The following is a 25,917-nucleotide window of genomic DNA, read 5'->3' as shown; positions in this document are numbered from 1 at the left end:
TTACTTGTCCAGGTTCTTGCCGACCGCGCGCATGGCGAAGAAGGCGACGATGTTGGCGAGAATGACGGCGATGACACCGCCGGCCGATGCCTGGCCGATTTTGAACTCCAGCAATGCCTTCTGGTAGACGAGGAAGGGCAGGTTGGTGGAGGCATAGCCGGGTCCGCCATTGGTGGTGACCAGGATTTCGGCATAGACCGACAGCAGGAAGATGGTCTGGATCAGGATGACGACGGTGATGGCGCGCGACATGTGCGGCAGCGTCAGATAGATGAAGCGGCTGACGAAGCCGGCGCCGTCCATCTCGGCGGCTTCCTTCTGCTCGCCGTCGAGCGACTGCAGGGCGGTCAAAAGGATCAGCGTTGCGAAGGGCAGCCATTGCCAGGCGACGATGATGATGATGGCCAGCATCGGGTGCTGCCCGAACCAGTCGATTGGCTGGGCGCCGAAGAAGCGCGCAATGTCGGCAAAGACGCCGTATTGCGGGTGCATGATCATGTTCTTCCAGACAAGTGCAGCCACCGGCGGCATGACGAAGAACGGAGAGATGACGAGGATGCGGACGATCCCCTGTCCCCACATCGGCTGATCGATCAACAGCGCCAGCATGATGCCTCCGATGACGGTGATCAGCAGCACGCTGCCCACCAGGACCAGCGTGTTGAGGATCGACTGCAGGAATGCCGGGTTGGAATAGAACAGCGAGTAATTCGAGAACCAGACAAACCCGTCGCGGATCGGATTGAGCGGATTGTACTGCTGGAAGGAGAACCAGATCGTGAGTGCCAGCGGCACGATCATCCAGACGAACAGCAGCACCACGGATGGCGCCAACATAAAGCGGGCAAGCGAACGGGTCTGCTGAGTAGCCATGACGGTCACCCTTCACTAGTCGGACTGAATTTTCACAGCGGGGAAAAAGCGGCCGCCCGAACTGGGACTCGGGCGGCCATCGCCGGTCAGGAGGCGACCGGCGTTCGGCACCGGGAGGAGCCTTACTTGATATAACCGCCTTCGGTCATGGTCGCCGTGGCGGCGTCCTGCGCCTGCTTGAGCGCGTCGTCTACGCTGGTCTGGCCGGCGAGCGCCGCCGAGAACAGCTGGCCAACGGTTGTGCCGAGGCCCTGGAACTCAGGAATGGCGACGAACTGCACACCGACATAGGGCACCGGCTTGACCGTCGGATGCGCCGGATCGGCGGCATTGATCGAGTCCAGCGTCATCTTGGCGAACGGGGCCGCCTTCTGGTACTCGGGATTGGCGTAGAGCGAGGAACGCGTTCCCGGAGGAACGTTGGCCCAGCCTTCCTTGGAAGCGACCAGTTCGGCATAGTGCTTGCTGGTTGCCCATGAGACGAACTTCTGGGCGGATTCCGCCTTCTGCGTGCCTGCGGGGATCGCCAGCGACCAGGCCCAGAGCCAGTTGGCGCGCTTGCCGAGGCCATTGTCCGGCGCCAAAGCATAACCGACCTTGTCGGCCACCTTCGAGGCCTTCGGATCCGAGACGAAGGACGCCGCCACGGTGGCGTCGATCCACATGCCGCACTTGCCTTGCTGGAACAGAGCCAGATTCTCGTTGAAGCCGTTGGACGAAGCGCCTTCCGGACCGTCGGCCTTCATCAGGTCGACATAGAACTGCAGTGTGTTCTTCCATTCCGGTTGGTCGAACTGCGGCTTCCAGTTCTCGTCGAACCAGCGGGCGCCAAACGAGTTGGACATGGCCGTCAGGAACGCCGTGTTCTCGCCCCAGCCGGCCTTGCCGCGCAGGCATACGCCGTTCACGCCATTGGCGCGGTCGGTCATCTTGTCGGCGGCCTGCTTGATGAAGTCCCACGTCGGGGCATCGGGCATGGTCAGCCCGGCCTTCTCGATCAGGTCCTTGCGGTACATGACGAAGGAGCTTTCGCCGTAGAAGGGCGCGGCATAGAGCTTGCCGTCGACCGAGAGGCCGCCGGCGATGGCCGGGATGATGTCCTTGGCGTCATAGTCGTCGCCGAGCTTGTCGAGCGGCAACAGCCAGCTCTGCTTGGCCCAGATCGGAACCTCGTAGGTGCCGATCGTCATCACGTCATACTGGCCGCCCTTGGTTGCGATGTCGGTGGTGACGCGCTCGCGCAGCACGTTCTCTTCGAGCGTGACCCAGTTCAGCTGGATGTCGGGGTTCGCCTTGGTGAAGTCGTCCGTCAGCTTTTGCATGCGGACCATGTCGCCATTGTTGACCGTGGCGATGGTGATGGATTCGGCGTGTGCGGCAAAAGCGAAAGCGCTGGCCGACAACAAGCCCAGGGTGAGCGTGCGCAGTTTCATCAAATTCCTCCCATGAACCAAGATGAGCATTTGCCTTGGTAATGGGCAATTACTCACTTGGCATAAATTATGTCAAGCCAGATTCGATGCTGCAGCGCAGCACGCAAGGCGGAGCGCGGCGTTGCGCGCGTAGAGGATATTGAATGGATGTGGGAAGCTGTTTGCACGGGATGTGAGAGCGGGTTGATGCCGACCCATCGCAACCCAATCATGGCGCCAAGGGAGCGATAGGGCCCAGCCCGTCAGCCGTGGGACGGGTAGCTTCCGACGGAATATTCGAAAACCCTGCCGTCGCGTATTTGCTTGGCTCTGGTCAGCACTTCCGTCACCTGGATCCAGCTGGGCTCGTCCTTGCGCAGCCTAACTTCCCGGCCGATTGCCTTCACGGCAGCTTGAAACGGCGTAAATGCTTCGATCACCTGCGTCGTGCGCACGGTGTTGTTTTCGATTTCTTCGACGCGATAGACTTTCATCAGCCGGCTGATCGACCCTGTTTCAATCTGCGACGATTGATCCTGCTCAATTGGGTCGTCACAAGCACAAGCCTATGCCGGGCGAGTGATATCGACAGCGTTTTTGTCAAGCTTGGTTAACCGGGTGGCCCGATCGCAGCTGTTTGTCCGCGAAAGCGAGCATTCGTCGCGGATCCATGGCTCGCTTTGCATCTCGGAAATCAATCCGCGAGTCGCTCGCCCTCAGGCGCAGGCGATCTCGGCCAGGATCCAGTCCCGGAAGGCTTTTATCTTCGGCACGTTGCGACGCGCCGTCGGGTAGACCAGCCAATAGGCGTGGCCGTCGTCGCCGACCAGGTCGAAGGGCTGGATCAGGCGGCCGGCGGCGAGCTCGGTCTTGAACAATGCGGTGGTCAGGATCGCCACACCATGGCCGGCGATGGCCGCGTTCGCCTCATAGGCCTGCGCGCCCATGCTGGTGCCGGTGCGCCTGGCAAGTTCGTCCGCCGGGACGCCGGCAAGGGCGAACCATTCCCGCCACCAGATGTCGCCGGGATCGAGAATGGGCAGCTTGAACAGGTCGGCGGGTTCGTGGACGCCACCTATGGTGGCAGCGAGTGCCGGGCTCAGCACCGGGGTGAAATCGGCCTTGAACAAAAGATGGGTCTCCACTCCAGGCCACTTGCCGCTGCCGGAGCGGATAGCGATGTCCATGTCCTCGCGGGCAAAATCGATCACCCTGTTCGAGGTATCGACGCGCACCGCCAGCGACGGATGCGCGACCTGGAAGGAGCCGAGGTGCTGCGCCAGCCAGTTCGAGGCAAAGGTCAGCAGCGTCGAGACGCACAGCACACCATCGGCGCCCCCACGCGCGGCGGAATAGGCGCTTGAGAGCAGGCTGAACGCCTCGCTGACGGCGGGCGCCAGGCGCTGGCCGGGTTCCGTCAGCACAATCTGGCGCGGCTGGCGCAGGAACAGCGGCGAACCGATGCGCTCTTCCAGAAGCTTGATCTGGTAGCTGGCGGCGGCCTGCGTCATGCCGAGTTCCTGCGCGGCCTTGGTGAAGGAGAGATGCCGCGCGACGGCTTCGAACACCCTGATGGCCTGCAGCGGCGGCAACTGGGCGAGCTGTGGTGCCTTGAGATCGGGCATAAGCCCTCCTTATGGGTCGTGATCGACGTTTGATTGGCGGCAAGAGGCAATCAGGCCGATATCTGGTGTCAACGATCAATCAAGTTCAAGCATAGCGGAGGCTGAAGATCATGACCACGGTACAGCAAAAACTCCATTCCACCCCGGCGCAGAGCTGGTTTTCCCTGCTGGCGCATGAATTTTCCCTGCTTGTGCACCGCCGGCGCGGCTACGTCGACGTCCGGGAGCTGTCGCCGCATTTGCAGCGCGACATGGGCTTCCTCGACGGCAACGACCCTTCAGGGCGCTGCAAATAACGTGTTGGATTTTATCGATGGGCTGCTTAATTGGTAGTCAGGCACCGTCGAGCAGGGCCGTGGCGGTCCGCTCGTCGGTGATGAGGCCATTGACCAGCCGGCGGTTCACCGCGGCCAGGATGCCCGGCAACTTACGCTCGCCCATGGCGAGCGCAATGACCAGCGACTTTTCGCGTGACGGCAAGGCTGCCGACGATACCCGGTCGTTGGTGATGCCCTCGATCATGCGGCCTTCCCGATCGAACACCCAGCCGACGATCTCGGCGACGCCGCCAGCCTTTTGCAACGCCTTCAACTCGCTTTCCGAGATAAAACCGTCCTCGTAGAGCGGCGCCTTCGGGCCGAGATCGCCGATGCCGACAAAGGTCACGTCGGCTTCCGCGGCCAGCGCCAGCGTCGGTTGGATCATCGGCTGGGCAAGCAGCATCTCGCGCTCTTCCGGCGACGAGGCGATGACCGGCAGCGGCATCGGGAACGAGCGCGCCTTGACCCGGTCGGCCATGGTGAAGATGACGTTGTAGAAGGCGGCCGAACCGTCGGGCGAGATGTTGCCGGTCAAGGACACAACCTTGTGCTGCGAGCATTCCATCGGCGGCAATTGCTCGATCGCCGCCTTCAGCGTGCGGCCGGTGCCGATGGCCAAGACGATGGGCGTCGGTGACCGCAGCCGCCGCTCGATCTCGGCCGCAGCCGCCTCGGCAATGCCGATCGTGGTCGAGGATGAGGTTGGATCGCTCGGCACCACTTCGACGAGGTCGAGCGCGAAGCGTGACTTCAGTCTAGCTGCGAGATCAAGGCAATTGGCGATCGGGTGATCGACGCGAACCTTGATCAGCCCCTCCGACACCGCCAGCGACACCAGCCGCTGCGCCGTCTGCCGGGAAATGCCGAGCGTGGCGGCGATCTGGTCCTGGGTGTTGCCGGCAACATAATAAAGCCAGCCGGCGCGCGCTGCCTCGTCCAGCCTGCTGCTGCCGCCGTCTTGCCGCGAATTCAAAATGTGCCTCCAGCCCTGCCCCTTTGCCCGCCCTTGGGCGAAGCGTCATAGTCTTGCAGGGAATGTGTCGGCGCGCAATTGTCTATCGGCAGGGCAATTGCTTGCTGCTTCGATCCGGCCGCCGCGCGGCAACCAACCAAGCGAAAATCGCCAGCGGACGGGCTCGGCGGTTTATCTCCTGATACAAACGCTTTAAGGGGATCGGCAAAGGAGCCTCGCATGACGCCGAAAGCGGTTTTCTGGGATATGGACGGCACGCTGGTCGACAGCGAGCCGCTGCATGAGGCGGCCTTGGTGGCGGCGCTGCGCAGCGTCGGTATTACGCCGCCGGCCGACCTGCATGAGCGGGTGCTGGGCGTCGCCGCCGCACCGGTCTACGAGATGCTGCGCAGCGAGTTCGGCCTCGACCTGCCCTTCGACGACTGGATCGTGCGCAAATACGATCACTACATGCCGATGGCCGAGACGCTGAAGCCGCGCCCCGGCGCGATCGAAGTGTTCAACGAATTGCGCGCGCTCGGCGTGCAGCAGGCGGTGGTGTCCAATTCCGACCGGGTGATCGTCGATGCAAATCTGAGCGCCGTCGGCCTGATCTATCCCGGCATGCGCACGATCAGCCGAAACGACGTGCGCGAAGGCAAGCCGCATCCCGAACCGTTCCTGCGCGCCGCATGGCTGGCCGGCGTCGATCCTTCAGACGCGGTGGCCGTCGACGACAGCGTTACCGGCGCCACATCAGGCCTGGCCGCGGGGATGCGGACGATCTTCTGGCCGGAAGCGCCGATGGCAGGACCGAAGGGCGCTGTCGTGATCAACAGTGCGGAAGAGTTGCGGGCTCAGTTGGGACTCTGAGTGAGCCTATGAACGTCGGCGCTGCCCCTCATCCCCCTGCCGGGACCTTCTCCCCGTGAACGGGGAGAAGGGTGAACTCATTCAGCTCCGGTACACCGGCTCTTCCTCGTCGAGGATCGCCTTCAGCTCGGCAAGGTGACGCTCTGCCTGGCCGGGATAGTCGTCCATCTCGCTGGCGGCCTTTTCGGCAATGGCATCGGACAGCGTGCGCAGCGGACGGCCGGTCCACAGCGCCTTGATGTAGGTTTCGGCGGCGCGCTCGAAATAGAACATGCGGTTGAAGGCGTCGGCGACGGTGTCGCCGATGACCATGACGCCGTGATTGCCCATCACCATCACTTTGACCTTCGGGTCGGTGAGCAGTTGCGAGCAGCGCTCGCCTTCTTCCTCGAAGGCCAGCCCGCCATAATGGGCATCGACGACGTGGCGGTTGAAGAACATGGCCGAGTTCTGATCGATCGGCGGCAGGGTCGAGTCGGCCAGCGATGCCAGCACGGTGGCGTGGATGGAATGCACATGCATGGCGCAGCGCGCATGCGGCACGTTGCGGTGAATGGCGCCGTGCAGACCCCAGGCGGTCGGGTCGGGCGCATTCGGGCCGGACAATGTCTCGGGATCATTGGCGTCGATCAGCAAAAGGTCGCTCGCCTTGATGCGCGAGAAATGCACCTGGTTGGGGTTCATCAGGAATTTGCTGCCGTCCTCGTTGACCGACAGCGAAAAGTGATTGGCCACGGCTTCATGCATGTTGAGCCGCGCCGTCCAGCGGAAGGCGGCGGCCAGATCGACGCGCTCCTCATAGTAGGGCAGGTTGGTCAGCGTTTCCTTTTGCAGGCGGGCGATGCTCATCCGAAAAACCTCCGTTTTTAAGAGAATGCCGCGCTCAGCCGTGGCCAGCAACCGCAAACTGGTGGGTCAGGCTGTCTTCGCATTGTCCGTTGTCCCAAAACCGCCACGCACTTTTGGGCGACATGCATTACGCCGCCGAGCGAGCCGACTGCAGCCCGCCATGTTCGACGATGAAGTCGATGACTTCCTGCAGTCCCTTGCCGCGCGACAGGTCGGTGAAGCCGAACGGGCGCTTGCCCCGCATTCGGGCGGCGTCGCTCTCCATGACATCGAGGTTGACGTTCACATAGGGCGCCAGATCGCTCTTGTTGATGACCAGGAAATCGGAACGGGTGATCGCCGGCCCGCCCTTCCTGGGGATTTCCTCGCCCTGGCAAACCGAGATGACATAGAGGGTCAGGTCGGCAAGGTCGGGCGAGAAGGTGGCGGCAAGATTGTCGCCGCCGGATTCGATGAAGACGATGTCGAGATCGGGGAATTTCCTGTTCAGTCCGGCGATCGCCTGCAAATTGATCGAGGCGTCCTCACGGATGGCGGTGTGCGGGCAGCCGCCGGTCTCCACGCCGACGATGCGGTCCTCAGGCAGCGCCTGCAGGCGGGCCAGCATCATGGCGTCTTCCTTGGTGTAGATGTCGTTGGTGACGACGGCGATGGAGAAATCGTCGCGCAGCGCCTTGCAGAGCTTTTCGGTGAGCGTCGTCTTGCCGGAGCCGACGGGACCGCCGATGCCGATACGCAGGGGACCATTGGCCTGAGTCATAGCAAAAAATCCGTCATGCCGAAAACTCCGTAATGCCGAGGATTGCGAAGCTGAGCCCGATCAACAGGCAGAGCGGCGAATAGAAGGTCACATCGAGCCGCGCAAAAGGCTGTTCGGGCGCCAGCCGGCGCCACCACGGCGTGAAGCCGGCAATGCCGCGGCCGAGGAAGACGAGCCCGATAAGCAGCGCTGTGGCGGCAAGGCCCTCCCTTGGAAAGGGGGTGGCGAAGACCCCTGTCAGCGCCAGCGGCCACAGGGTCGCCAGGCACAGGCACGCGGCAACGGCGAAACAGGCGAACGGCGTCGGCATCTCGTCGACGCCGCGAAAGCCGACGACGGCGTGGGCGCAGGAGACGCCGTCCCTGCCCGGCCAGATGCCGCCAAGGCCCCAATAGACATGCAGCGCGGTGATCAGCAGCAGGACGGCCGAGAGGGCGAAGGAGAGGACGATCATGAGCGGAACAGCCTGGAATACTGCGTCTCGTGCTTCATCGCCATGATGTCGGAGATGAAGGCGCAGCCGCCGAGATCGTCCAATGTCGAGCCGGCGGCGCGCGCGGCCGTCGACAGCGCCAACGGCTCGAAGCCGGCGAGCAAGGCCATGGCGTCCGTCTGGCCGACGATGCCGAGTCGGATCGCCGCCTGGACGAGGTTGGAGAAGAAGGCCTGCAGGAAGGCCGACATCGCGTCCTGAAGCGCGATGCCGTTGCCGCCGGCAACGGCGCCGACGGCGACACAGTAGGCGCATTCGGCCGGCAGGCGGCCCAACACCGGATTCGCCCACGCCGCTGCCGCTTTCAGGAAGGCGGCGCCTTGCAGCATGGTTTCGGTGTGGCGCTCACGCGAGCCGGCCAGCGCTTCGGCGAGATCGGCAATTTCATGGAGGTCGCCTTCGTCGCGGGCGCGACGCCAGGCTTCCGTGAAGAGCACGGCGTCGTTCCAGCCCGACCCCATCTCGACCAGCGTCTCCAGCCAGCCGGCGAGGCTGGCGGTATCGGCAACCAGCCCGTCTTGCCCGGCGCGTTCGAGACCATGGCTGTAGGCAAAGCCGCCGACCGGAAAGGCCGGCGACAGCCACGCCATGAGCCGCAGCAAAGCGATGCCGGATGGCTGGTCAGTCATGATCGTGATGATGCCCGTCATGGGAATGGCTGTGCGAATGCGACTCGCTGTGTGCGTGGGAACGTCCATCATGGGAATGCGCTTCGGCGTGCGCATGCGCATGGCCATGATCATGACCATGCGCACCTTGGGCGGAATAGGCGCCGCGCACCGGCTTGAACGGTTCGGAGACTTCGCGCACCGTGGCGCCCAGCCCTTCCAGCATAGCCTTGATGACATGGTCGCGCAAAATCAGGATGCGGCTGGGCTCAATCGCAGCCGCCAGATGCCGGTTGCCGATATGCCAGGCGAGTTCGGTCAGATGCACGGCGTGGCGGGCACGGATGTCGTAGACCTCTTCGGGTGCCGCGGTGATCTCGACCTGGCCGCCATCCTCCAGCACCAGCCGGTCGCCATCGTTCAAGGTCACGGGTTCGGGCAGGTCGACCAGCACCTTGCTGCCGTCGGCAAGCTCGATGGCGCGGCGGCGCAAATGACGCTCGTCATGGGGCAGGACGGCACGGCCGGATGGGGCCGTGGTTCCGGCAGTGCCGGCAGCCACCACCGAGACGGCGCGTGGGAACTTGGTGAAGTCGGTGTTCAGGTTGAGTTTCATCGCATGGCTCCACCGTTAGCCTGGGCTCTCGCACGGGCAGGCCGCGCCAGGACGCGGTCGAAATACGCGTTGACGCGCTCGGATTCGATCGGAAATTTTCCGGCGCGGGCCCAGCCGCCCATGTCGCCCAACAGCACGTCGACGGCGGAAAACCGGTCGCCCAGCGCAAACTCCCGATCCCCCAGCCGGCCGTCGAGCGCCTTGGCCTCCGAGGCGAAATCGTAGGCGGCGGCGGGGCCGACATCGACCCGCACGTCCTTCGGCAACAGGAAGCGGTGGCGCAGCTTGTTCCACAGCGGCGCTTCGAACTCGGACTGGGCAAAATGCATCCAGGAATCCATCTCGGCGCGGCCAGCGAGGCCGGGATTGGCGCCCAAACCCTTGTCGGCGTGCTTGTCGGCGAGATAGACGCAGATCGCCGCCGAATCCGTCACCGTCAGTTCGCCATCGATCAGGATCGGCACCTTGCCCGACGGGTTGAGCGCATAGGCTTCCGGCGAGCGCAATTTGACCTCGACGAATTCATAGGGCTGCCCGAGTTCCTCAAGCATCCACAGAACGCGGCTGACGCGGGAGCCACGCGATCCGATAGCCTTGTACATGGTCGAACCCTCTTTCCTGCGACCCTAAACCATAGCCACTGTTCAGAGATGGTGTCGAAGAGCCGCAGGATGAACGACACCTGATAGATCAGCGTGCCGGCGACGAATGCGATGTGGAAGCGGCGGTCACGCACCAGTATGGCGGCGATGCACAACACCACGAAAACCGGCGTTCGGAACAGATATTCATTGCCGTAGCGGGCGAAATGCTCGGGACCTTTCAGCAGCGTGTCGACGACATCGAGCAGATAGGTGGCCGCCAGCAGGCCGAAGAACCAGCCGCGGCGCGAATAGAAGAAATCCTCGTAGCTGGTGTAGTCGAGCATCGAATCCGGAAACAGCAGCGCGCACAGCAGGAACAGCGTGATGGCGTAGAAGATCAGGAACAGGTACTTGCCGAAAGTCCAGACCTCTATGGTGTAGAGGCCGAACTCCCACCACCAGAAATGCACCAGCAGCAACAGCATGGAGGCGACCCAGCCGAGGTGCACGGGATAGAGCCTGTACTGGCCGGGATGCTGGACGATGCGCGCCACCCCCGACAGCAGGCGAGCGACGCCAAGTCCGATCACCATGCCCATGACGATGCGGATATGCGGGAAGATGTCGTGGGCGGAGGCTATTTCGGTGGCCATGACCTGCTACGCGGTTTCTTTGAGCCGCATATTGCGGCGGCACCGACCGGCTCGCAATGGAATTTGCCGGGTCGATCAAATCGCCCCTCGCCTCAAAACAGGAAATACCGCTGCGCCATCGGCAGCACGGTTGCCGGCTCGCAAGTCAAGAGTTCGCCATCGGCGCGAACCTCATAGGTTTCGGGATCGACCTCGATATGCGGCGTGGCGTCGTTGAGGATCATCGAGTGCTTGCCGATGCCGCCACGGGTATTTTCGACCGCGACGAACTGCTTGTCGACGCCGAGCCTGCCATGCAGGCCGGACTCCAGCGCCGCCTTGGAAACGAAGGTCACCGACGAGTTGGTCCTGGCCTTGCCATAGGCGCCGAACATCGGGCGGTAGTGCATGGGCTGGGGGGTCGGGATAGAGGCGTTGGGGTCGCCCATCGGGGCTGCGGCTATCATGCCGCCGATCAGCACCATGTCCGGTTTGACGCCGAAGAAGGCTGGGTTCCACAGCACCAGATCGGCGCGCTTGCCGACCGCGATCGACCCGATGTCCCTGGAGAGCCCATGCGCGATGGCCGGGTTGATGGTGTATTTGGCGATGTAGCGGCGGACGCGGAAATTGTCGTTGTTGCCGGTCTCCTGCGGCAATGACCCGCGCTGGCGCTTCATCTTGTCGGCGGTCTGCCAGGTGCGGATCGCCACCTCGCCGACACGGCCCATGGCCTGCGAGTCCGACGAGATGATCGAGAAGGCGCCGATATCGTGCAGAATGTCTTCCGCCGCGATGGTCTCCTTGCGGATACGGCTTTCGGCAAAGGCGATGTCTTCAGGGATCGACGGCGACAGATGGTGGCAGACCATCAGCATGTCGAGATGCTCGGCAAGCGTGTTGACGGTGTAGGGCCGGGTCGGGTTGGTCGAAGACGGAATGACGTTGGGCAGGCCGCAGACCTTGATGATATCGGGCGCATGGCCGCCGCCGGCGCCTTCGGTGTGGAAGGCGTGGATGGTGCGGCCCTTGATGGCGGCGACGGTGTTCTCCACAAAGCCGGATTCGTTCAGCGTGTCGGTGTGGATCATCACCTGCACGTCGTAATCGTCGGCAACCGACAGGCAGCAGTCGATGGCCGCCGGCGTCGTGCCCCAGTCCTCGTGCAGCTTCAGCGAGCAGGCCCCGCCCAGCACCATTTCCTCCAGCGCAGCCGGCAGCGAGGCGTTGCCCTTTCCGGACAGGCCGATGTTCATCGGGAAAGCGTCGAAGGACTGGATCATGCGCGCCATGTGCCAGGGTCCGGGCGTGCAGGTGGTGGCCAGCGTGCCATGCGCCGGGCCGGTGCCGCCGCCGAGCATGGTGGTGATGCCCGACATCAGCGCTTCGTCGATCTGCTGCGGGCAGATGAAGTGGATGTGCGCGTCGAAGCCGCCGGCGGTTAGGATCTTGCCCTCGCCGGCGATGATCTCTGTACCGGGGCCGATGATGATGGTGACACCCTCCTGCGTGTCGGGATTGCCGGCCTTGCCGATCGCCGCGATGCGGCCGTCCCTGAGACCGATGTCGGCCTTAAAGATGCCGGCCGTGGCATCGACCACCAGCGCGTTGGTGATGACCGTGTCGACCGCGCCGCCGGCGCGCGACACCTGGCTCTGGCCCATGCCGTCGCGGATGACCTTGCCGCCGCCGAATTTCACCTCCTCGCCATGGACGGTGAGGTCCTTTTCGACCTCGATAAACAGCTCGGTGTCGGCCAAGCGCACTCTGTCGCCGACCGTCGCGCCATACATCTGCGCGTAGGCGGCGCGGGTAATTCTAGCCATCAGTCAATGCTCCCCAAACGAGAGGCCGGCCGCAGCCGAACTCCACATCGTCGCCATCCAATGGTCATGCAATGACCCGCCCGGCGACACCTTCTGATCCCATTTGGCCGTTGAGGTGGCCGTGCCACCCCAAACCGCCCGTTTGCCAAACCCTTGGCCAAATCGATGAAAGGAAAATACATGCGCAAAATCATCGTTCTTGCAGCCGCCGCCACGCTGGCCTCCGCAACCGTAGCCGGCGCCCAGCAGCAGCCCACGCCGCAACCGAAGCCGGCAGCGCCCAGCGCTCAGCCGGCGGCGCCGGCGATCCAGAAGGTCAACATCGTCGATATCAGCGAATTGCCCAAAGCCACCCAGACGCAGGTCAATCAGGTGATCGCCCAGCGTGGCGATGCCGGGCTGCAGAAACTGCGCTCTTCGATCGACGCGACGCCGCAGATCAAGTCGGCGCTCGAAGCCAAGGGGCTCACCTCGGCACAGGTGGTCGCCGCCAGCATGACCACCGATGGCGCGCTGACCCTTGTCACCAAGAAGGCAAGCTGAAAGAAGCGCTTGGCGGGCCGGCACCCGGCCCGCCAGCCCACAGGGAACCTTCGCCCGACAGGAGGCGTTTCGTCCCTTTGGCGCCGAACGGCGTTGCACAGAAAAGTCCACCAGGAGCGAGCAATGCCTGTCTTTGCCGACACCAGATGGCTCCAGAGCCTTGCTGCCTGCGCATTTCTCGCAGCTTTCGGCCCGCAAGCCGCGCAAGGTCTTGAAAGCGCTGACGCCGTCAACCGGGCCGACACCGTCAACAGGATCGTCGGCTCCGATGTCCGGCAGGAGGAGGCGCGGACGGAACCACAGACCAACAAGATCATCACCGCGATCGAGCGGACGCGTGAGAACATCGGCGCCGTGCGCAAGACGTCCAAGCTCGATACAGTAGATATCGTCTTCCTCACCGACGCGGCGCGCAGCGAAGGCGGCCCGCCGCCGGCCGTCGAGAGCAAGGTCGAACAGCATCAGGACGACATTGCGGAACTGCGCAAGGAGATCGACGCCAACGCCTTGCTGTTCAACGCCATCGATTCGCGGCGCGTGCTTACGGAAGACGTCCTTGCGGTGGAATTCGACGGCTCGGCAAGAATCGTCATCTACGCGGCGGCCAGGCCGTCGAACTGACCTCAGGGCGCTCGACCCCGTCGATCTCACAGCCTGCCCATGATCTTCTGCTGAAAACCGTAGACCTCGCGTTTTCCTCCGAACGGCACCAGCGTGACGTCCCGCTCTTGTCCCGGTTCGAAGCGCATCGCGGTGCCGGCGGCAATGTCCAGACGCATGCCGCGCGCTTTGTCGCGGTCGAATTTCAACCCCTCATTGGTCTCGAAGAAATGGTAGTGGCTGCCGACCTGGATCGGCCGGTCGCCGCTGTTGGCGACCTTCAGCGTCACCGTCGGCAGCCCCTTGTTGAGCTCGATGTCGCCGCTTGCGGTGATGATTTCGCCGGGAATCATCGTTAGCCTCACAAAACGCCGAAGACCAGGCCGCCGCCGACTGCAGCACAAGCGGCGCCAGCGGCACGGGCAAGCCCGCGAAAGCGCATGCCGAGGCCAAGGCCGGCAGCGATGCCCATGGCATGGAGAAGTGCGGTGGCAACGGCAAAGCCGGCCATATAGTCAAGCCCACCTGCATTTTCCGGCACTTCGGTGCCGTGGGCATGGCCATGGAACAGCGCGAACAGGCCGATGATGGCGACTCCGGCCGAGACCGGCAGATCGACCGCCAACGCCACCAGCAAGCCAAGCGCGACGACGGAGGCAAGGATGCCCGGTTCGACGAAAGGCACCGGCACGTGGAGCATGCCGAGCGCGCCGCCGACCAGCATGACGCCGACAAAGGCCAGCGGCCAGGCCCAGATTGCCTTGCCGCCCTTGAGCGCCGCCCACAGGCCGACGGCTACCATGACGGTCATATGGTCGAGGCCGGACAGCGGATGCGCGAAGCCCGCCGCGAAGGACGAGGTCGTGCCGATGCCGACATGGGCATAGGCGGGCATCGCCGCCGCCAGCAGCAGGATCGCTGCAAGCGTGGTGCGTTTGGTTGAAGCAGAGATCATCGGTCTTCCCTTCGAAGTCACGAAAACAATCACGCAGCCTTGCGCGGGCCGCAGCCCTCGGCCTTGAGCACGCGTTGGGTCGAGGCCGGATATTTCACCAGTTTCTCCACTGGGCGGATCGGGCGTGCGGAAAAATTGCCGCCGCAGTTCGGGCAGACGCCGCCCAGCACATGTTCAGCGCAGTCAGCGCAGAAGGTGCATTCAAAGGTGCAGATCAGCGCGTCCGCCGCTTCCGGCGGCAGGTCCTTGTCGCAGCATTCGCAATTCGGTCGCAGCTCCAGCATCGTTTTCTCCTCACCTGATCGGTTCGTGAACGGTCACCAGCTTGGTGCCGTCGGGAAAGGTCGCCTCGACCTGCACGTCGTGGATCATCTCGGCGATGCCTTCCATCACCTGCGCGCGGGTGATGACATGGGCGCCGGCCTCCATCAGTTCGGCGACCGGGCGGCCGTCGCGGGCGCCCTCGACGACGAAATCGGTGATCAGCGCGATCGCTTCGGGGTGATTGAGCTTGACGCCGCGTTCCAGCCGCTTGCGCGCCACGATCGCCGCCATGGCGATGAGCAGCTTGTCCTTTTCACGCGGCGTCAGGTTCATGCGCTTTCCTGGATTTGGCCTGTATTTGGCTCAGAGTGACCATAATTTGGGCAGACCCGCCCGCCCGTTGAGCAGTTCGACGAGCGGAACCAGCCGCTTGCGCAGCTGATAGCCGTCCTCGGCAAACAGCCTCGCAAGAAGCTTGCCAGATTTTTTGACGCTCCAGGCGCTGGCATCGCCGTCGGCGCCGACGATGTCGCGGGCCGGATCGAGCAAGGCTTCGGCCTGCGGCGAGACCATCAGCAGCGTCGCAGCGGCAATGGCGCCGCCGGCGACCGCCGGGCGGCCAAGTGCCGCCGCGATAGCCGGCCCGATGCGGAAATCCTCGGCATGAACGAGCGCACCATCCTGGCGGACACGCCAACGGTCGTGGAAATGGCCGTGCGCGGCCTCTTCGCCCATGGCGAGGCGGCCGAATATGGTGGCTTCAAGCAGCAATGCCTCGGCGCCTGCGGCAAGCTCGACCTCGAGCGTGCGGGCAAAGGCCGAGCGGTCGAAGACGATGGTTTCCTGGGGCAGCCAGGCGATACGCCCGCCCGCGCCGACGCTGAGCTTCACCCGAACTTCGGCGCGGTCGCTAGCGGCACGATAGATCTTTTCGCAGGCCTGGGTGGTTATCGAGGCGGAGGCACCTGGCCCGACATCGATTTCCCAGCCGAGCCGATCGCCGCCGGTCAGACCGCCGGCGGTGTTGATGAGCACGGCTTCGAGCGGATCGGCCGCAACGGCCGGCATGCGGATTTTGGCCGAGCCGTCCTGATAGAGGCGCAAAAGCCGGGTGCGTCCATCCCTGACGCCGCACGCAAGCCGGGCCGCCCCGGCCGCGCGCTGGGCCGGAAGAGCTGGGATCAAGACATGCTGCAACGTATCCACGGCGCTAACGTTAAGCACTCCCGGCGCTTTGTCGATATGGTGCTTGTTGATATAGCTTGTTGCTTGACAGCGTTTCCGTTTCTATAGAGGGAGCCTCTTTGGAACGGTCATGCTGCGCCTGGCGGGTTTTTGAAGGCGACGGCGATTTCAGTCCAGGCAACAGGGGCGCCAACCAATCGGCACCGCGACGTTATAAAATTGGGGAAGGAATCGAATGGCTGACGAGCTGGCAACGGAAATCATCGCCAAGATCAGGGCACATGCGGAGCCCGGTGGCGAAGAGATCACCACCAATACGGAATTGACCGCGCTTGGCATCCATTCCCTGGAACTGACCGAGATCATCTTCGATCTCGAGGAGCAGTACGGCATCGAGATCGAGATGAACACGGTCGATGCCTGGAGCAATCTCAAGAATGTCGGCGATATGGTTGAGGCTGTTCGCGCGCTGATTGCGAAAAAAGCCTGAGCTGAATGCAAAAGCGCGTCGTCATTACCGGCATCGGCGGCATATGCGGGCTCGGCGCCAATGCGCCTGCAATCTGGAACGAAATGCGGGCCGGCCGATCGGCCATCGGTCAAATCAGCAATCCCGGTTTGCATGATTTGAAGGTCAAGGTCGGCTGCGAAATCAAGACGCTGCCCGACCATGGCATCAGCCACAAGCAGACCGTGTCGATGGACCGCTTCAGCCTTTTGGCGACGATTGCCGCGCGCGAAGCCATGCAGCATGCCGGCCTGACATCGACTGAAGCAACCACCTACCGGATGGGCGCGGTTGTCGGCGTCGGCGTCTGCGGCTGGGAGGCGATCGAGGAGAACTATCGCGCCATCCTGGTCGACGGCAAGAACCGGGCCGGCATCTTCACCGTGCCGAAAGTGATGCCGAGTGCGGCATCCGGCCATGTCAGCATGAATCTCGGCCTGCGCGGGCCGGTGTTCGGCGTCACTTCGGCCTGCTCCTCGTCCAATCACGCCTTTGCCTCGGCGGTCGACCAGATCCGGCTCGGCCGCGCCGATGTCATGGTCGCCGGCGGCACCGACGCGCCGCTGCTTTGGGGCATCCTGAAGGGCTGGGAGGCCCTGCGGGTGCTGGCGCCCGATACCTGCCGGCCGTTCTCGGCCGATCGCCAAGGCCTGTCGCTCGGCGAAGGTGCTGGAATGGCGGTGCTGGAAACGTATGAACACGCCATGGCGCGCGGCGCGACCATTCTGGCCGAATTTGCCGGAGCCGGCCTTTCCGCCGACGCTTCCGATATCGTCGCGCCGACTGTCGAGGGACCGACGGCGGCGATGCGCGCCTGCCTGGCGGACGCCGGGCTCAATCCCGAGGACGTCGACTATCTCAACGCCCACGGCACCGGCACCAAGGCCAACGACCAGATCGAGACGGCGGCAATCAAGCGCGTCTTCGGCGACCATGCCTATAAGCTGTCGGTGTCGTCGACCAAGTCGATGCATGCCCATTGCCTCGGCGCCTCGGGCGGCCTGGAAATGATCGCCTGCGTGATGGCGATCCGCGAAGGCATCGTGCCGCCGACGGCCAATTTCCGGCAGGCCGACCCCGACTGCGATCTCGACATCACGCCGAATGTGGCGCGCGAGCGCAAGGTGCGCGCGGCGATCAGCAACGGTTTTGCCTTCGGCGGCACCAATGCCGTGGTGGCGTTCAAGGCGGTCTGACGGCAAGCGACTGGCCTGAGCGACTGGCCCTGAATGACTGCGAAGACGGTGTGTGCACCTTCGACCGGTTGATCGGCAAAGAAGCCGAGGATAATCCTTCGCAACTCGCCAGACGGCGCGATACCGCGCCAAATTCCCGACCGGAGCTTTCGATGACCGACCTGTCCGCCTTTCCGATCACCAAGCGCTGGCCGGCCAGCCACCCCGACCGCCTGCAGCTCTATTCCGCGACGACGCCGAATGGGGTGAAAGTCTCGATCGCGCTGGAAGAACTCGGCCTCCCCTACGAGGCGCATCTGGTGGATATCGGCAAGGACCAGAGCTGGACGCCGGAATTCCTGTCGCTGAACCCGAACGGCAAGATACCCGCGATCATCGACCCCGACGGGCCGGGCGGCAGGCCATTCGGCCTGTTCGAATCCGGCGCCATCCTGCTCTACCTCACCGACAAGACCGGCAAGCTGATCCCTGCCGATCCGGCGCGGCGCTACGAGACCATCCAATGGGTGTTCTTCCAGATGGCGGCGATCGGGCCGATTTTCGGACAGGTCGGGTTTTTCAACAAATTCGCCGGACGCGAGATCGCCGACAAGCGGCCGCTGGATCGCTACCGCAATGAATCGCGGCGGCTGATCGGGGTGCTGGAGACGCGGCTGAAGGGTCGAACCTGGATCATGGACGACGACTATACCATCGCCGACATTTCGATGCTGGGCTGGGTGCGCAATCTGATCGGCTTCTACGAGGCGCGCGAACTCGTCGGCTTCGACGACTTCCCCACCGTCGCGGCATGGCTGGAGCGCGGGCTGGCGCGGCCCGCGGTGCAGCGCGGCCTGACCATTCCCGCCAGGAATTGACCTCGGCCAGCCGAAGCAGCCGGGTCTATTTCGCCTTGGCCTTGCTTTTCGAGCCGCCCTTGCCGATGACGGACGCAGCGAGCGACGCAGCGCCCCTGGCTGTCGCCGCCACCGCACCAGCGGCGACATTGGCGGTCGCCTTGACGGTGCGCATCGCGCCGCCGGCCACCGAGCCGCTGCTTGCCGGCTTCTTGGGTTTGGCGGTTTTCGCCGTCACCTTTGCCGTCGCCACCGGTTCTACCTTCTTTGGCGCCGCTTTGCCGAAAGCCGGCTTTGCGTCCTTGGACCGCTCGGCGATCGCCGGGCCGGCGCCTGCCTTCGCCTGCGTGGCCTTTGCCTGCCTGGCTTTGGGTTGAGCGGTCTTGCTCTTGGCGGGTGTTTTTGCCTTGGTTGCCATCTGACGGTTCCCTCACGGCGGCACGATTGCCGACGAGAGATAACGACCTGAAAGTCTTAAGGTTCCCGTTCCGAAGTCCAGCGAACTATGCGGGATCGCCAACAACCAGGTCGGCGGACCTGCGACGGCCGAGCACGCGATCGATGTTGGGCATGTCGTTGGAAGCGATCCAAGCGCGGGCGTCTTCGTCGGAGCGGCCATGCTCGTGCCAGCGCACCAGAAGGCGGCGCTCGAGTTCGGCACGCGGCACATCGACAAAGATGGTGAAGTCGAACAGCGGCGCCAGCCGCGACCACGGCTCCTCGTCCAGCAGGAGGTAATTGCCTTCGACCAGGATGAACTTGGTCTCGGCGGCAACGATGGAGGCGGCGGCGCGCGACAATTCCATGCTGCGGTCGAACACCGGAATGGCGATGTCTGGCTCGCCCGAACGGATGCGCTTCAACAGCGTCTCGAAGCCGGCGAAGTCGAAAGTCTCCGGCGCGCCCTTTCTTGACCGCAGGCCGCGCTGGTCGAGCACGATGTCATCATAGTGGAAGCCGTCCATCGGCACGACTTCAGCCGCGCCCTCCGGCAACAGATCATGCAGGCCGGCCGAGAGCGTCGACTTGCCGGCGCCGGGCGGGCCGGCAATGGCGACGATGAAGCGTTTCGCCTTGCCGGCGCGCTTGAAGATGGTGGCGGCGAGATGGGCGATTTCGGACATTGGGCGCTTCCAGCTATGCTTTGCATCTTGTCGGCAGTTTGAGGAAATTTCAAACCGCGATTTGGGCAATCTCACGACATCCGCCACGTCAGCGCTGCCCCTCGTCGCCCTGCCGGTGTCAAGCCGATAGATGGGTAACACTTCTCCTCCCAATGCGTCCGCCGCAGCGCCAAGCAGATTGGTTGGCGCGGCGATGCGGCGGACAAGCTCCATGTGCCGTGTGTCGAGGATGCCGGCAGGCAGGTGAGGGGCAGGGCCAGCGTTCGAAAATCAGCCGGGCTGGCCGATCCGCAGGAAATCGCTGTCGAACCTGACATCGCGGGTCGAACCATCGGCTCCGGTGAGACGCATGTGACCTGAGGCTGTCCCGATATCGCGCGGCGGCTCGCCGCTCGTGAGCGGCAGCGTGCCGATGACATGGCGGAAGGAGACTTCGCCGCCGAGGGTAAAAGCGGTCGCGACCCCTTCGCGCTTCAGCCAATTGTCGCCGATCGATGCGGCATGGCCGATGGCGGCGCGGCCGTCCTCGATGCCGAGCACGCCGCGATGGCGGCTGCTCCACGGCGCGTAGTCGCGGCCGCCATTGCTGAACCACAGCATGGTGACCGGCAGCTCCGCCGGGTTCTTCAGCACCAGCACCAGATCCTGTTCGGCCCGGCGCGCCAGCGCCGTCCAGCCCGGACCGCCATGATCGGCTTCGACCAGGGTGATGAAATCCTCGCGCTCATCCTCCATGCGGTAGTCGGTGAGATCGAGCGTGCCGCCGCCAGTGGCTGGAAAGCGCGTCAGATCGGTCGAGCGGGCGGGATAGGAAAGCTTGAAGCGACCGCGGGCCGGATCGGGCTCCAGCGGTGCGCCCAGTGTCCCGGCAAAGCGCTTCGGCGAAAAGGCCAGCCGGCCGCCATCGCGCATCGCCGCCATCGGATGGTGGGCGGCGGAGACAGCGCCGGAACCGCCGGAAAAGACATGCTCCTGATAGAGGAAGGGATGACTGTTGCGGAGCGTGAAGATCTTGTCGACCGTCGCGCCCATCACCGTGCGGCGCAACCGGAAGACGGCCCGCCAGCCGTCGGATGTCGCTTCGCTGGCCGTGACATCCCAGGCGCTGTTGGCCGGCCAGCCATGCAGCGGTGCGGCCTCGATGTCGCTGGCCGAAAACGGTGCGCAGAGGAAATCGCCCGACAGCCGCACCGTGCCTTGAGGCAGATCCGGCGGCAGCGTCTCGCCGGCATCGATCCAGGGCGCGCGGTGCAGCGGCTTCAGTTGGCGGCCATCGCTGTCGACCGTTATGTCGGCGATATGGCCGACAGTGAGATCGAGCGTGACCGAAATGCCCTTTGCCTTGATCGTGACCGTATCCATCCGCGCACCTGCTGATTCTGATGGCAGCGAACAAACCCGCTCGGCGAGGGATGCGCAAGCACAGCGACCGGCATTTTGCATCAGGGCGATTTTTACCCTCCCCCTTGTGGGGAGGGTCGGCGAGCGCTCGACGCGAAGCGGAGATCGTTCGACGGGGTGGGGGTAGCGCCCTACGAGGACCCCCCNGCGGATCGACCCTCCCCACAAGGGGGAGGGTGGACGCCTACTGCCGTTTGTACTCCCGGACCGGCGACTTGGTGCCGTCGGTGTAGGTGACCTGCACCGCCATCGATGTCACGTTGTCGGCGACCTTGAAGTAAGGCTGGTAGTCATAAGGAATGGCGTAGGGGTCCTTCTTGTCGCAAGGCGGCAGCTTGATCTCCTTGTCGAGCGCCGTGCCGTTCAGGCTGTAGCGCACCTCCTTGATGCCGCAGCGGAATGACAGCATCTGGGAGAAATAGACCAGGCCGTGATTGCCGCTGGCGTCGAAGGCGATCCACGACGTCCAGAACTGGTCGAGGATCTGTTTGTTGCCCTGTTGCAGCGCCGCGTCCGGATCGAAACTTATGTCGAACGGCCCGGTCTCGCGGCCCCTGAGATCGAGATATTTGACCCCGATGGTGGTGGCCGTGGTGCTGTCGGGCAATTCGAAGCTCGGATTGGGCATCGGCTTGCCGGTGCGCTGGTCGTTCATCGCCACCAGCCCGGTGTCGGTGAACGGACCTGACACACCCATGCGCCAGGAAATGCCGGTCGCGGCCTCGGGCAGCGAGATGGAGATCGTCCAGCCGGCATTGGAGCGCATCGGCGTCAGCGTCGGGGCAAAGCGCGCTGGGTCGAGCACGTCGCCAAGCGCGGTCAACCGGCTGCGGCTGCGATCGAGCCAGTCGGCGAGCTGCGTCTGGTCGATGAAATATTTGAGCAGCCTGCCTTCCTTTTCATAGGAGACGAACCTGGTCAGCGCCTCGGCCTCGCTGCGCTTGTCGGACAGCGACTGGACGCCGAGGCGATCCTCGGAAAACTCCTGCGCGAGCAGGTAATAGGCCGGTGCGAAATCCGGATTGGCCGCGATGAAGGCGTTGAGCTTGTCGAGACGTTGGGCATCGTCGAACTGCAGGATATGGACCAGCTTGATCGACAGCGCCTTGGCCTTGTCGGCCAGGGCGCCGAACACTTCGCGGGCGCCGGCCTTGCCGTCCTGCACGCGCAGCAGGGTGGCGAAGCGTGTGTAGGGATCGACGGCGTCGACGTCGAAACCGGCGAAAGCGAGATAGGAGCGCCGCGCATTCAGCATGTCGCCGGAAAGCTCGTAGACGCGGGCATTGTGATAGAATTCGTCCGGCCGCTTCGGCTCGGCGATCGTCCCGCCCTGCGCGGCCAATGCGGCAAAGCCCTTGGCGATGGTGTCGATCGAGGCGGCGATCTGCTCGGTGGTCGCCTGAAGCTTATCCGCCTGCTCGGCCTGTTTCTGCTGGCCGGCAGCGAGCGTTTCGGTCGTCTGCTTGACCGCCTCTACCGACTTTTGCGTCTGCGCGCCCTGCTCAGCCTGCTGCTGCTGGGTCGACGCAATTTCCTCGGTCTTCTTCGCCACCGCGTCGGTCGATTGCTTGACCTGGTCGACCGTCAGCTTCGTCTCGGTTACCGTTTGCTCGATCCTGGCCACCCTGGCCGAGACGATGCCCATCTGCTGCTGCAACTGGGCGATGGCCGGTACCAGGCCGGCGATCACACCGTTCTGCGAATTCGTCTGCTGCTGCAGGCCATAGACGCCGCCGGCGACGGCGGCAGCGCTGGTGGCAAAGATCAGCGCCGGCAGCGCCTTGGCGGCCAGCACCAGCCGCAGAACGATGGCAATGGCGATGATGGCGGCGGCAACCGAAGCGACCAGCGCGATATAGGCGGCGAATGGCGCCAGCGGATTGAGGATGTCGGAAGCAGCGCCGCCGATGAAAGCGACGCTGCCGGCCCATTTGCCGGTGCGGCTAAGCGAAGCCCTGATAAGAGATGGCGCCGCCGCGCCGATGTCACCGGTCATTGTCAAATCCCCAAGCAATTGCCGCCTCTATAGCAGCACCGCGACCCCGCAGGCAAAACAGGACAGGAAGCAGGCGATTTCGGGGCGGGTGGGCGGATGTCGAGGTTGCCGTTTCAGCGCCGATGGTTGGCGAAGCCGAAGCGACATCTGATCTCCCCCCTTGCGGGGGAGATTGGCAGCGTCATCGGCAGCTCCGCCGTTAACCAAATGGACGAACACAATGGGTTAGGCTAGGTTCCGGCCCTCTCAGCAACGCCGGACTTGCCTTGCCAAACTTCCATTTCCGCTCCCTCGTCCAAAAATTTCTCGCAGCCCTCCTGCTGCTCGTCTTCGTGGCCGGCTGCAGCACCACCGCACCGCCCGACAGCCTGCTGGCGGTGCCGGCGCCGCAGGAGAAATATGCCGCCATCGTAATCGATGCCGGCAGTGGCAAGACGCTGTTCGAAGTCAGTTCGAGGGCGCAACGCTATCCGGCGTCGCTGACCAAGATGATGACGCTGTACCTGCTGTTCGAGGCGCTGGAGTCCGGCCGCGTCTCGAAGGAAACGCAGATCCCGGTCTCCGACAATGCCGCCCGGCAGCCGCCGACCAAATTGCGCTTCAAGCGCGGCGAGAGCATCGATGTCGATTCGGCGATCCGAGCGATCGTGGTCAAGTCGGCCAATGACGTGGCGGTGGCGGTGGGCGAATATCTCGGCGGCTCGGAGGACCAGTTCGCCGCCATGATGACCTCGAAGGCGCGCCAGATCGGCATGAGCAGCACCGTCTTCCGCAATGCCTCCGGCCTGCCCGACGATGGCCAGCACACATCGGCGCGCGACATGGCGACGCTGGGGATGGCGCTGCGCGCCCGCTTCCCGCAGCAGTTCCACTATTTCTCCGAAAGCGACTTCATGTTCCGCGGTCGGCTGGTGCGCGGCCACAACGACATGCTCGGCCGGGTGCGCGGCGTCGACGGCATCAAGACCGGCTATATCAGGGCATCCGGTTACAATATCGTCACGTCCTACAATGCCGACGGCCGGCATCTGATCGTGGTGGTGATGGGCGCCGACAGCGCTAGGCAGCGCAACGACCATGTCGAAGCGCTGATCCAGCGCAGTCTGTCGCCCGCCATGGCCGATACGAAGACGCGGCTGATGTTTGCGGGAGATCAGCCGGCCGCGTCGCCCGGCCTGCCGCCGCCTGGTTTGCCGGCGCAGGGGTCGCAGTTGCCTGGTTTACCGCCGCAATAGAACCCGTCGTTGGGTGGAGGAACTCTGAAACGCCGGCGGGACAGCACCCCCCTCTGGCCTGCCGGCCATCTCCCCCTCAAGTGGGGAGATTAGCAGCTTCGGCGTCTCGCCTCTTTTTCGTGTTTGGCGAAGCCATGGCGACATCTGATCTCCCCCCTTGAGGGGGAGATGTCCGGCAGGACAGAGGGGAGTCGTGAAGGATCGCTGCCTCATCTTAACTCTGCAGCAGGCGCGACCTCCGTCGGCAACAGCACTTCGGCGGTCTGGTTGCCGAGCAGCAGGCGAGCGAGGCCCCGTGGGGCTGCGCTGCCACAGGCAATTGCAGCAGGCATTCATCACAAGCATGCACAAGCCCCCAATCTTCACCGCCACAGTGGCTATGCCGCCTCGCCTTGGCGTATCGTGGGCGCGACAGCAGGAGCCGGCATCATGAGCCCAAAACCATCCGAACAGGCCGACAATGAAAACGACAGCGGCGGCGAGTATTTCGAGGCGCCGCCCGCCCACGACGCCGAACTGGTTGCCGACGAGGCGCTGGAAGCGCCCGATGTGCCGGACTCCGAACCCCATGGCCGCCTGAAGCCGAAGCGAAAACCGTCGGCGATATCAGGTAGAAAGTTTCGCAAGCGTGACCTGGTGCGCATCGACGACCTCAGGCCGAGCCTGGCCGACCGCATCCGCTCCGATCATCCCGACCTGCCGCGCGGCGCCCGCATCAGCCGGGAGGAGCTCGGCCGCTACCGCATGCGCTACATGGAGGAGCTGCTGCAGCAGGAGCATGGCGAATTCTCCGAGCTCGACCGCCAGGTGGTCGAATCGATCGCCAGGCAGGACACGATTTCGGAAAACTCGGAAGAGGAGTTCGAGGAGCACCGCTCGTTCGCCGACCGCGTCTCCGACAACATGGCGGCTTTCGGCGGCAGCTGGTGGTTCCTGATCTCGTTCGGCAGCGTGCTTGCGGTGTGGATCGGCATCAATTTGATCGCGGGCGTGAGCAGCCTTCGACCCCTACCCCTTCATCCTGCTCAACCTGCTGCTCTCCTGTACGCCGCCATCCAGGCGCCGATCATCATGATGAGCCAGAGACGGACGGAGGCCAAGGACCGCCTGCGCTCGTTCAACGACTACCGGGTGAACCTGAAAGCCGAGCTGGAAGTGCGCCATTTGCACGAAAAGCTCGACTATCTGATCTCGCGCCAATGGACGCGGCTGGCCGAAATGCAGCAGATGCAGCTGGATGCGATGCACGAACTGACCGGCGCGAAGAAGGCGAAGCGGGCGCCGCGCAGGGTGCGCAGGCGGGTGGCGAAGGTGGAGGTGGCGGGGTGAGTCCCGGGCTGAGGCTGCAAGGCGGACGCGAAGTTGCCGAGCCGCGCGACGTGGCTTCGAAAATATCGCCACGCCAATTGCCCGTTGAAGCCCGCGCCGGCTTCCGCTAAGAAGCCGTGGCTGGCCGGCCTATCGGCTGGTTCGTTTTCAGGTTCCCTGAAGGCACCCGTAGCTCAGCTGGATAGAGCGCTGCCCTCCGAAGGCAGAGGTCACAGGTTCGAATCCTGTCGGGTGCGCCAGCTTACCGAGGGTCCATTCCGGACACATAGGTTACGGTTTATATCGGAGACATGGGTAACACTTTTGGCCCGAAGGGGTTTTG

At 63.9% G+C, this 25,917-nt stretch carries 30 protein-coding genes, 1 tRNA gene and 1 pseudogene; 10 read left to right on the top strand and 22 right to left on the bottom strand.

The window, feature by feature from the left end:
- From X750_RS162415 to X750_RS162430, 4 genes are all read right to left on the bottom strand, one after another.
- The gene (locus X750_RS162415; RefSeq protein WP_023671249.1) at positions 1–873 is read right to left on the bottom strand and encodes a sugar ABC transporter permease; all 873 of its coding nucleotides are present in this window, start codon (positions 871–873) and stop codon (positions 1–3) included.
- A gap of 122 nt (positions 874–995) precedes the next feature.
- A complete protein-coding gene (locus X750_RS162420; protein ID WP_023746514.1) occupies positions 996–2,306 on the bottom strand; it encodes a sugar ABC transporter substrate-binding protein in 1,311 nt (436 codons plus the stop codon).
- A gap of 242 nt (positions 2,307–2,548) precedes the next feature.
- Positions 2,549–2,779 (bottom strand): hypothetical protein, encoded by a 231-nt coding sequence (locus X750_RS162425; protein ID WP_023746513.1) that lies wholly within the window; start codon positions 2,777–2,779, stop codon positions 2,549–2,551.
- Positions 2,780–3,001: 222 nt separating this feature from the next.
- Positions 3,002–3,910 (bottom strand): LysR substrate-binding domain-containing protein, encoded by a 909-nt coding sequence (locus X750_RS162430; RefSeq protein WP_023671245.1) that lies wholly within the window; start codon positions 3,908–3,910, stop codon positions 3,002–3,004.
- Positions 3,911–4,020: 110 nt separating this feature from the next.
- On the opposite strand from X750_RS162430, the gene X750_RS162435 reads away from it, so the two are divergent.
- Positions 4,021–4,206 carry a hypothetical protein gene (locus tag X750_RS162435; protein ID WP_023746512.1) on the top strand — a complete coding sequence of 62 codons (186 nt, stop codon included), beginning with the start codon at positions 4,021–4,023 and terminating at the stop codon, positions 4,204–4,206.
- Positions 4,207–4,243: 37 nt separating this feature from the next.
- On the opposite strand, the gene X750_RS162440 is transcribed toward X750_RS162435, so the two are convergent.
- On the bottom strand, positions 4,244–5,203 hold the full coding sequence (locus tag X750_RS162440) for a sugar-binding transcriptional regulator (protein WP_023689163.1): 960 nt from the start codon (positions 5,201–5,203) through the stop codon (positions 4,244–4,246).
- Positions 5,204–5,422: 219 nt separating this feature from the next.
- Between X750_RS162440 and X750_RS162445 the strand changes: the two genes are divergently transcribed.
- A complete protein-coding gene (locus tag X750_RS162445; RefSeq protein ID WP_023671242.1) occupies positions 5,423–6,055 on the top strand; it encodes an HAD family phosphatase in 633 nt (210 codons plus the stop codon).
- 81 nt (positions 6,056–6,136) lie between these two features.
- Here X750_RS162445 and X750_RS162450 read toward each other — a convergent pair whose 3' ends face one another.
- From X750_RS162450 to ureC, 8 genes and pseudogenes are all read right to left on the bottom strand, one after another.
- A complete protein-coding gene (locus X750_RS162450) occupies positions 6,137–6,904 on the bottom strand; it encodes a class II aldolase and adducin N-terminal domain-containing protein (protein WP_023671241.1) in 768 nt (255 codons plus the stop codon).
- Between the two features lie 127 nt (positions 6,905–7,031).
- Entirely contained in the window at positions 7,032–7,664 is a 633-nt protein-coding gene (gene ureG, locus X750_RS162455; protein WP_023671240.1) for an urease accessory protein UreG, read from the bottom strand.
- Between the two features lie 13 nt (positions 7,665–7,677).
- Positions 7,678–8,118 (bottom strand): DUF3995 domain-containing protein, encoded by a 441-nt coding sequence (locus X750_RS162460; RefSeq protein ID WP_023746511.1) that lies wholly within the window; start codon positions 8,116–8,118, stop codon positions 7,678–7,680.
- A complete protein-coding gene (locus tag X750_RS162465; RefSeq protein WP_023746510.1) occupies positions 8,115–8,786 on the bottom strand; it encodes an urease accessory protein UreF in 672 nt (223 codons plus the stop codon). The genes X750_RS162460 and X750_RS162465 overlap by 4 nt, the downstream gene beginning before the upstream one ends.
- Positions 8,779–9,381, bottom strand: coding sequence for an urease accessory protein UreE (locus X750_RS162470; protein ID WP_023746509.1), 603 nt, complete (start codon positions 9,379–9,381; stop codon positions 8,779–8,781). The genes X750_RS162465 and X750_RS162470 overlap by 8 nt, the downstream gene beginning before the upstream one ends.
- Complete coding sequence (locus tag X750_RS162475; RefSeq protein ID WP_023742263.1) at positions 9,378–9,983, bottom strand: glutathione S-transferase family protein; 606 nt, start codon at positions 9,981–9,983, stop codon at positions 9,378–9,380. Before X750_RS162475 ends, X750_RS162470 begins: the two co-directional genes overlap by 4 nt.
- Positions 9,984–10,030: 47 nt before the next feature.
- Positions 10,031–10,618: pseudogene (locus X750_RS0132080) on the bottom strand (hypothetical protein); the annotation flags it as partial.
- Between the two features lie 92 nt (positions 10,619–10,710).
- Positions 10,711–12,426: an urease subunit alpha gene (gene ureC, locus X750_RS162480; RefSeq protein ID WP_023742261.1), complete on the bottom strand. Its 1,716-nt coding sequence runs from the start codon at positions 12,424–12,426 to the stop codon at positions 10,711–10,713.
- 177 nt (positions 12,427–12,603) lie between these two features.
- On the opposite strand from ureC, the gene X750_RS162485 reads away from it, so the two are divergent.
- Positions 12,604–12,966 (top strand): hypothetical protein, encoded by a 363-nt coding sequence (locus X750_RS162485; protein ID WP_023671233.1) that lies wholly within the window; start codon positions 12,604–12,606, stop codon positions 12,964–12,966.
- A 123-nt stretch (positions 12,967–13,089) separates the two neighbouring features.
- The gene (locus X750_RS162490; RefSeq protein WP_023671232.1) at positions 13,090–13,587 is read left to right on the top strand and encodes a hypothetical protein; all 498 of its coding nucleotides are present in this window, start codon (positions 13,090–13,092) and stop codon (positions 13,585–13,587) included.
- Positions 13,588–13,613: 26 nt separating this feature from the next.
- Here the strand turns inward: X750_RS162490 and X750_RS162495 are convergent, their stop codons facing one another.
- Genes X750_RS162495 through X750_RS162515 form a run of 5 tightly spaced genes read right to left on the bottom strand, consistent with a single transcriptional unit; the run spans position 13,614 to position 15,970 of the window.
- On the bottom strand, positions 13,614–13,919 hold the full coding sequence (locus X750_RS162495; protein WP_023671231.1) for an urease subunit beta: 306 nt from the start codon (positions 13,917–13,919) through the stop codon (positions 13,614–13,616).
- 8 nt (positions 13,920–13,927) lie between these two features.
- Positions 13,928–14,521: a HupE/UreJ family protein gene (locus X750_RS162500; RefSeq protein WP_023671230.1), complete on the bottom strand. Its 594-nt coding sequence runs from the start codon at positions 14,519–14,521 to the stop codon at positions 13,928–13,930.
- Between the two features lie 29 nt (positions 14,522–14,550).
- Complete coding sequence (locus X750_RS162505; RefSeq protein ID WP_023671229.1) at positions 14,551–14,805, bottom strand: DUF1272 domain-containing protein; 255 nt, start codon at positions 14,803–14,805, stop codon at positions 14,551–14,553.
- 10 nt (positions 14,806–14,815) lie between these two features.
- Positions 14,816–15,118, bottom strand: a complete 303-nt coding sequence (locus X750_RS162510) for an urease subunit gamma (protein WP_023671228.1) — start codon at positions 15,116–15,118, stop codon at positions 14,816–14,818.
- Between the two features lie 30 nt (positions 15,119–15,148).
- Positions 15,149–15,970 carry an urease accessory protein UreD gene (locus tag X750_RS162515; protein ID WP_081726189.1) on the bottom strand — a complete coding sequence of 274 codons (822 nt, stop codon included), beginning with the start codon at positions 15,968–15,970 and terminating at the stop codon, positions 15,149–15,151.
- A gap of 235 nt (positions 15,971–16,205) precedes the next feature.
- Between X750_RS162515 and X750_RS162520 the strand changes: the two genes are divergently transcribed.
- From X750_RS162520 to X750_RS162530, 3 genes are all read left to right on the top strand, one after another.
- Positions 16,206–16,460, top strand: a complete 255-nt coding sequence (locus tag X750_RS162520) for an acyl carrier protein (RefSeq protein ID WP_023671226.1) — start codon at positions 16,206–16,208, stop codon at positions 16,458–16,460.
- A gap of 5 nt (positions 16,461–16,465) precedes the next feature.
- Positions 16,466–17,674, top strand: coding sequence for a beta-ketoacyl-[acyl-carrier-protein] synthase family protein (locus tag X750_RS162525; RefSeq protein WP_023671225.1), 1,209 nt, complete (start codon positions 16,466–16,468; stop codon positions 17,672–17,674).
- Positions 17,675–17,826: 152 nt separating this feature from the next.
- The gene (locus X750_RS162530; RefSeq protein ID WP_023671224.1) at positions 17,827–18,531 is read left to right on the top strand and encodes a glutathione S-transferase N-terminal domain-containing protein; all 705 of its coding nucleotides are present in this window, start codon (positions 17,827–17,829) and stop codon (positions 18,529–18,531) included.
- Positions 18,532–18,556: 25 nt separating this feature from the next.
- On the opposite strand, the gene X750_RS162535 is transcribed toward X750_RS162530, so the two are convergent.
- From X750_RS162535 to X750_RS162550, 4 genes are all read right to left on the bottom strand, one after another.
- Positions 18,557–18,928 carry a hypothetical protein gene (locus X750_RS162535; protein WP_023683605.1) on the bottom strand — a complete coding sequence of 124 codons (372 nt, stop codon included), beginning with the start codon at positions 18,926–18,928 and terminating at the stop codon, positions 18,557–18,559.
- Between the two features lie 85 nt (positions 18,929–19,013).
- The gene (locus tag X750_RS162540) at positions 19,014–19,634 is read right to left on the bottom strand and encodes a nucleoside triphosphate hydrolase (RefSeq protein ID WP_023671222.1); all 621 of its coding nucleotides are present in this window, start codon (positions 19,632–19,634) and stop codon (positions 19,014–19,016) included.
- Between the two features lie 270 nt (positions 19,635–19,904).
- Positions 19,905–20,996: a hypothetical protein gene (locus X750_RS162545; protein WP_023746507.1), complete on the bottom strand. Its 1,092-nt coding sequence runs from the start codon at positions 20,994–20,996 to the stop codon at positions 19,905–19,907.
- A 223-nt stretch (positions 20,997–21,219) separates the two neighbouring features.
- The gene (locus tag X750_RS162550) at positions 21,220–23,031 is read right to left on the bottom strand and encodes a peptidase C14 (protein WP_023746506.1); all 1,812 of its coding nucleotides are present in this window, start codon (positions 23,029–23,031) and stop codon (positions 21,220–21,222) included.
- Positions 23,032–23,297: 266 nt separating this feature from the next.
- On the opposite strand from X750_RS162550, the gene X750_RS162555 reads away from it, so the two are divergent.
- The 3 genes from X750_RS162555 to X750_RS162560 all read left to right on the top strand — a co-directional run bounded on the left by X750_RS162555 (position 23,298) and on the right by X750_RS162560 (position 25,834).
- On the top strand, positions 23,298–24,266 hold the full coding sequence (locus X750_RS162555; RefSeq protein ID WP_023746505.1) for a D-alanyl-D-alanine carboxypeptidase family protein: 969 nt from the start codon (positions 23,298–23,300) through the stop codon (positions 24,264–24,266).
- Positions 24,267–24,695: 429 nt separating this feature from the next.
- Positions 24,696–25,595: a DUF1003 domain-containing protein gene (locus X750_RS01000000162565; protein ID WP_198020956.1), complete on the top strand. Its 900-nt coding sequence runs from the start codon at positions 24,696–24,698 to the stop codon at positions 25,593–25,595.
- A gap of 162 nt (positions 25,596–25,757) precedes the next feature.
- Positions 25,758–25,834: transfer RNA gene (locus tag X750_RS162560), tRNA-Arg, on the top strand.
- Positions 25,835–25,917 lie beyond the last annotated feature (83 nt).

The sequence above is a fragment of the Mesorhizobium sp. LNJC391B00 genome (genome assembly GCF_000502535.1).
In the GTDB taxonomy this organism is placed as follows: domain Bacteria; phylum Pseudomonadota; class Alphaproteobacteria; order Rhizobiales; family Rhizobiaceae; genus Mesorhizobium.
This window is presented reverse-complemented; position numbering and strand designations above follow the sequence as displayed.

Coding starts and splice junctions, on each gene's coding strand:
- X750_RS162465 (WP_023746510.1), bottom strand. CDS start 8,786: ATGACTGACCAGCCATCCGGCATCGCTTTGCTGCGGCTCATGGCGTGG.
- X750_RS162415 (WP_023671249.1), bottom strand. CDS start 873: ATGGCTACTCAGCAGACCCGTTCGCTTGCCCGCTTTATGTTGGCGCCA.
- X750_RS162505 (WP_023671229.1), bottom strand. CDS start 14,805: ATGCTGGAGCTGCGACCGAATTGCGAATGCTGCGACAAGGACCTGCCG.
- X750_RS162460 (WP_023746511.1), bottom strand. CDS start 8,118: ATGATCGTCCTCTCCTTCGCCCTCTCGGCCGTCCTGCTGCTGATCACC.
- X750_RS162450 (WP_023671241.1), bottom strand. CDS start 6,904: ATGAGCATCGCCCGCCTGCAAAAGGAAACGCTGACCAACCTGCCCTAC.
- X750_RS162525 (WP_023671225.1), top strand. CDS start 16,466: ATGCAAAAGCGCGTCGTCATTACCGGCATCGGCGGCATATGCGGGCTC.
- X750_RS162550 (WP_023746506.1), bottom strand. CDS start 23,031: ATGACCGGTGACATCGGCGCGGCGGCGCCATCTCTTATCAGGGCTTCG.
- X750_RS162490 (WP_023671232.1), top strand. CDS start 13,090: ATGCCTGTCTTTGCCGACACCAGATGGCTCCAGAGCCTTGCTGCCTGC.
- X750_RS162430 (WP_023671245.1), bottom strand. CDS start 3,910: ATGCCCGATCTCAAGGCACCACAGCTCGCCCAGTTGCCGCCGCTGCAG.
- X750_RS162535 (WP_023683605.1), bottom strand. CDS start 18,928: ATGGCAACCAAGGCAAAAACACCCGCCAAGAGCAAGACCGCTCAACCC.
- X750_RS162420 (WP_023746514.1), bottom strand. CDS start 2,306: ATGAAACTGCGCACGCTCACCCTGGGCTTGTTGTCGGCCAGCGCTTTC.
- X750_RS162520 (WP_023671226.1), top strand. CDS start 16,206: ATGGCTGACGAGCTGGCAACGGAAATCATCGCCAAGATCAGGGCACAT.
- ureG (WP_023671240.1), bottom strand. CDS start 7,664: ATGACTCAGGCCAATGGTCCCCTGCGTATCGGCATCGGCGGTCCCGTC.
- X750_RS162445 (WP_023671242.1), top strand. CDS start 5,423: ATGACGCCGAAAGCGGTTTTCTGGGATATGGACGGCACGCTGGTCGAC.
- X750_RS162495 (WP_023671231.1), bottom strand. CDS start 13,919: ATGATTCCCGGCGAAATCATCACCGCAAGCGGCGACATCGAGCTCAAC.
- X750_RS162425 (WP_023746513.1), bottom strand. CDS start 2,779: ATGAAAGTCTATCGCGTCGAAGAAATCGAAAACAACACCGTGCGCACG.
- X750_RS162500 (WP_023671230.1), bottom strand. CDS start 14,521: ATGATCTCTGCTTCAACCAAACGCACCACGCTTGCAGCGATCCTGCTG.
- X750_RS162435 (WP_023746512.1), top strand. CDS start 4,021: ATGACCACGGTACAGCAAAAACTCCATTCCACCCCGGCGCAGAGCTGG.
- X750_RS162470 (WP_023746509.1), bottom strand. CDS start 9,381: ATGAAACTCAACCTGAACACCGACTTCACCAAGTTCCCACGCGCCGTC.
- X750_RS162485 (WP_023671233.1), top strand. CDS start 12,604: ATGCGCAAAATCATCGTTCTTGCAGCCGCCGCCACGCTGGCCTCCGCA.
- X750_RS162475 (WP_023742263.1), bottom strand. CDS start 9,983: ATGTACAAGGCTATCGGATCGCGTGGCTCCCGCGTCAGCCGCGTTCTG.
- X750_RS01000000162565 (WP_198020956.1), top strand. CDS start 24,696: ATGAGCCCAAAACCATCCGAACAGGCCGACAATGAAAACGACAGCGGC.
- X750_RS162545 (WP_023746507.1), bottom strand. CDS start 20,996: ATGGATACGGTCACGATCAAGGCAAAGGGCATTTCGGTCACGCTCGAT.
- X750_RS162540 (WP_023671222.1), bottom strand. CDS start 19,634: ATGTCCGAAATCGCCCATCTCGCCGCCACCATCTTCAAGCGCGCCGGC.
- X750_RS162510 (WP_023671228.1), bottom strand. CDS start 15,118: ATGAACCTGACGCCGCGTGAAAAGGACAAGCTGCTCATCGCCATGGCG.
- X750_RS162530 (WP_023671224.1), top strand. CDS start 17,827: ATGACCGACCTGTCCGCCTTTCCGATCACCAAGCGCTGGCCGGCCAGC.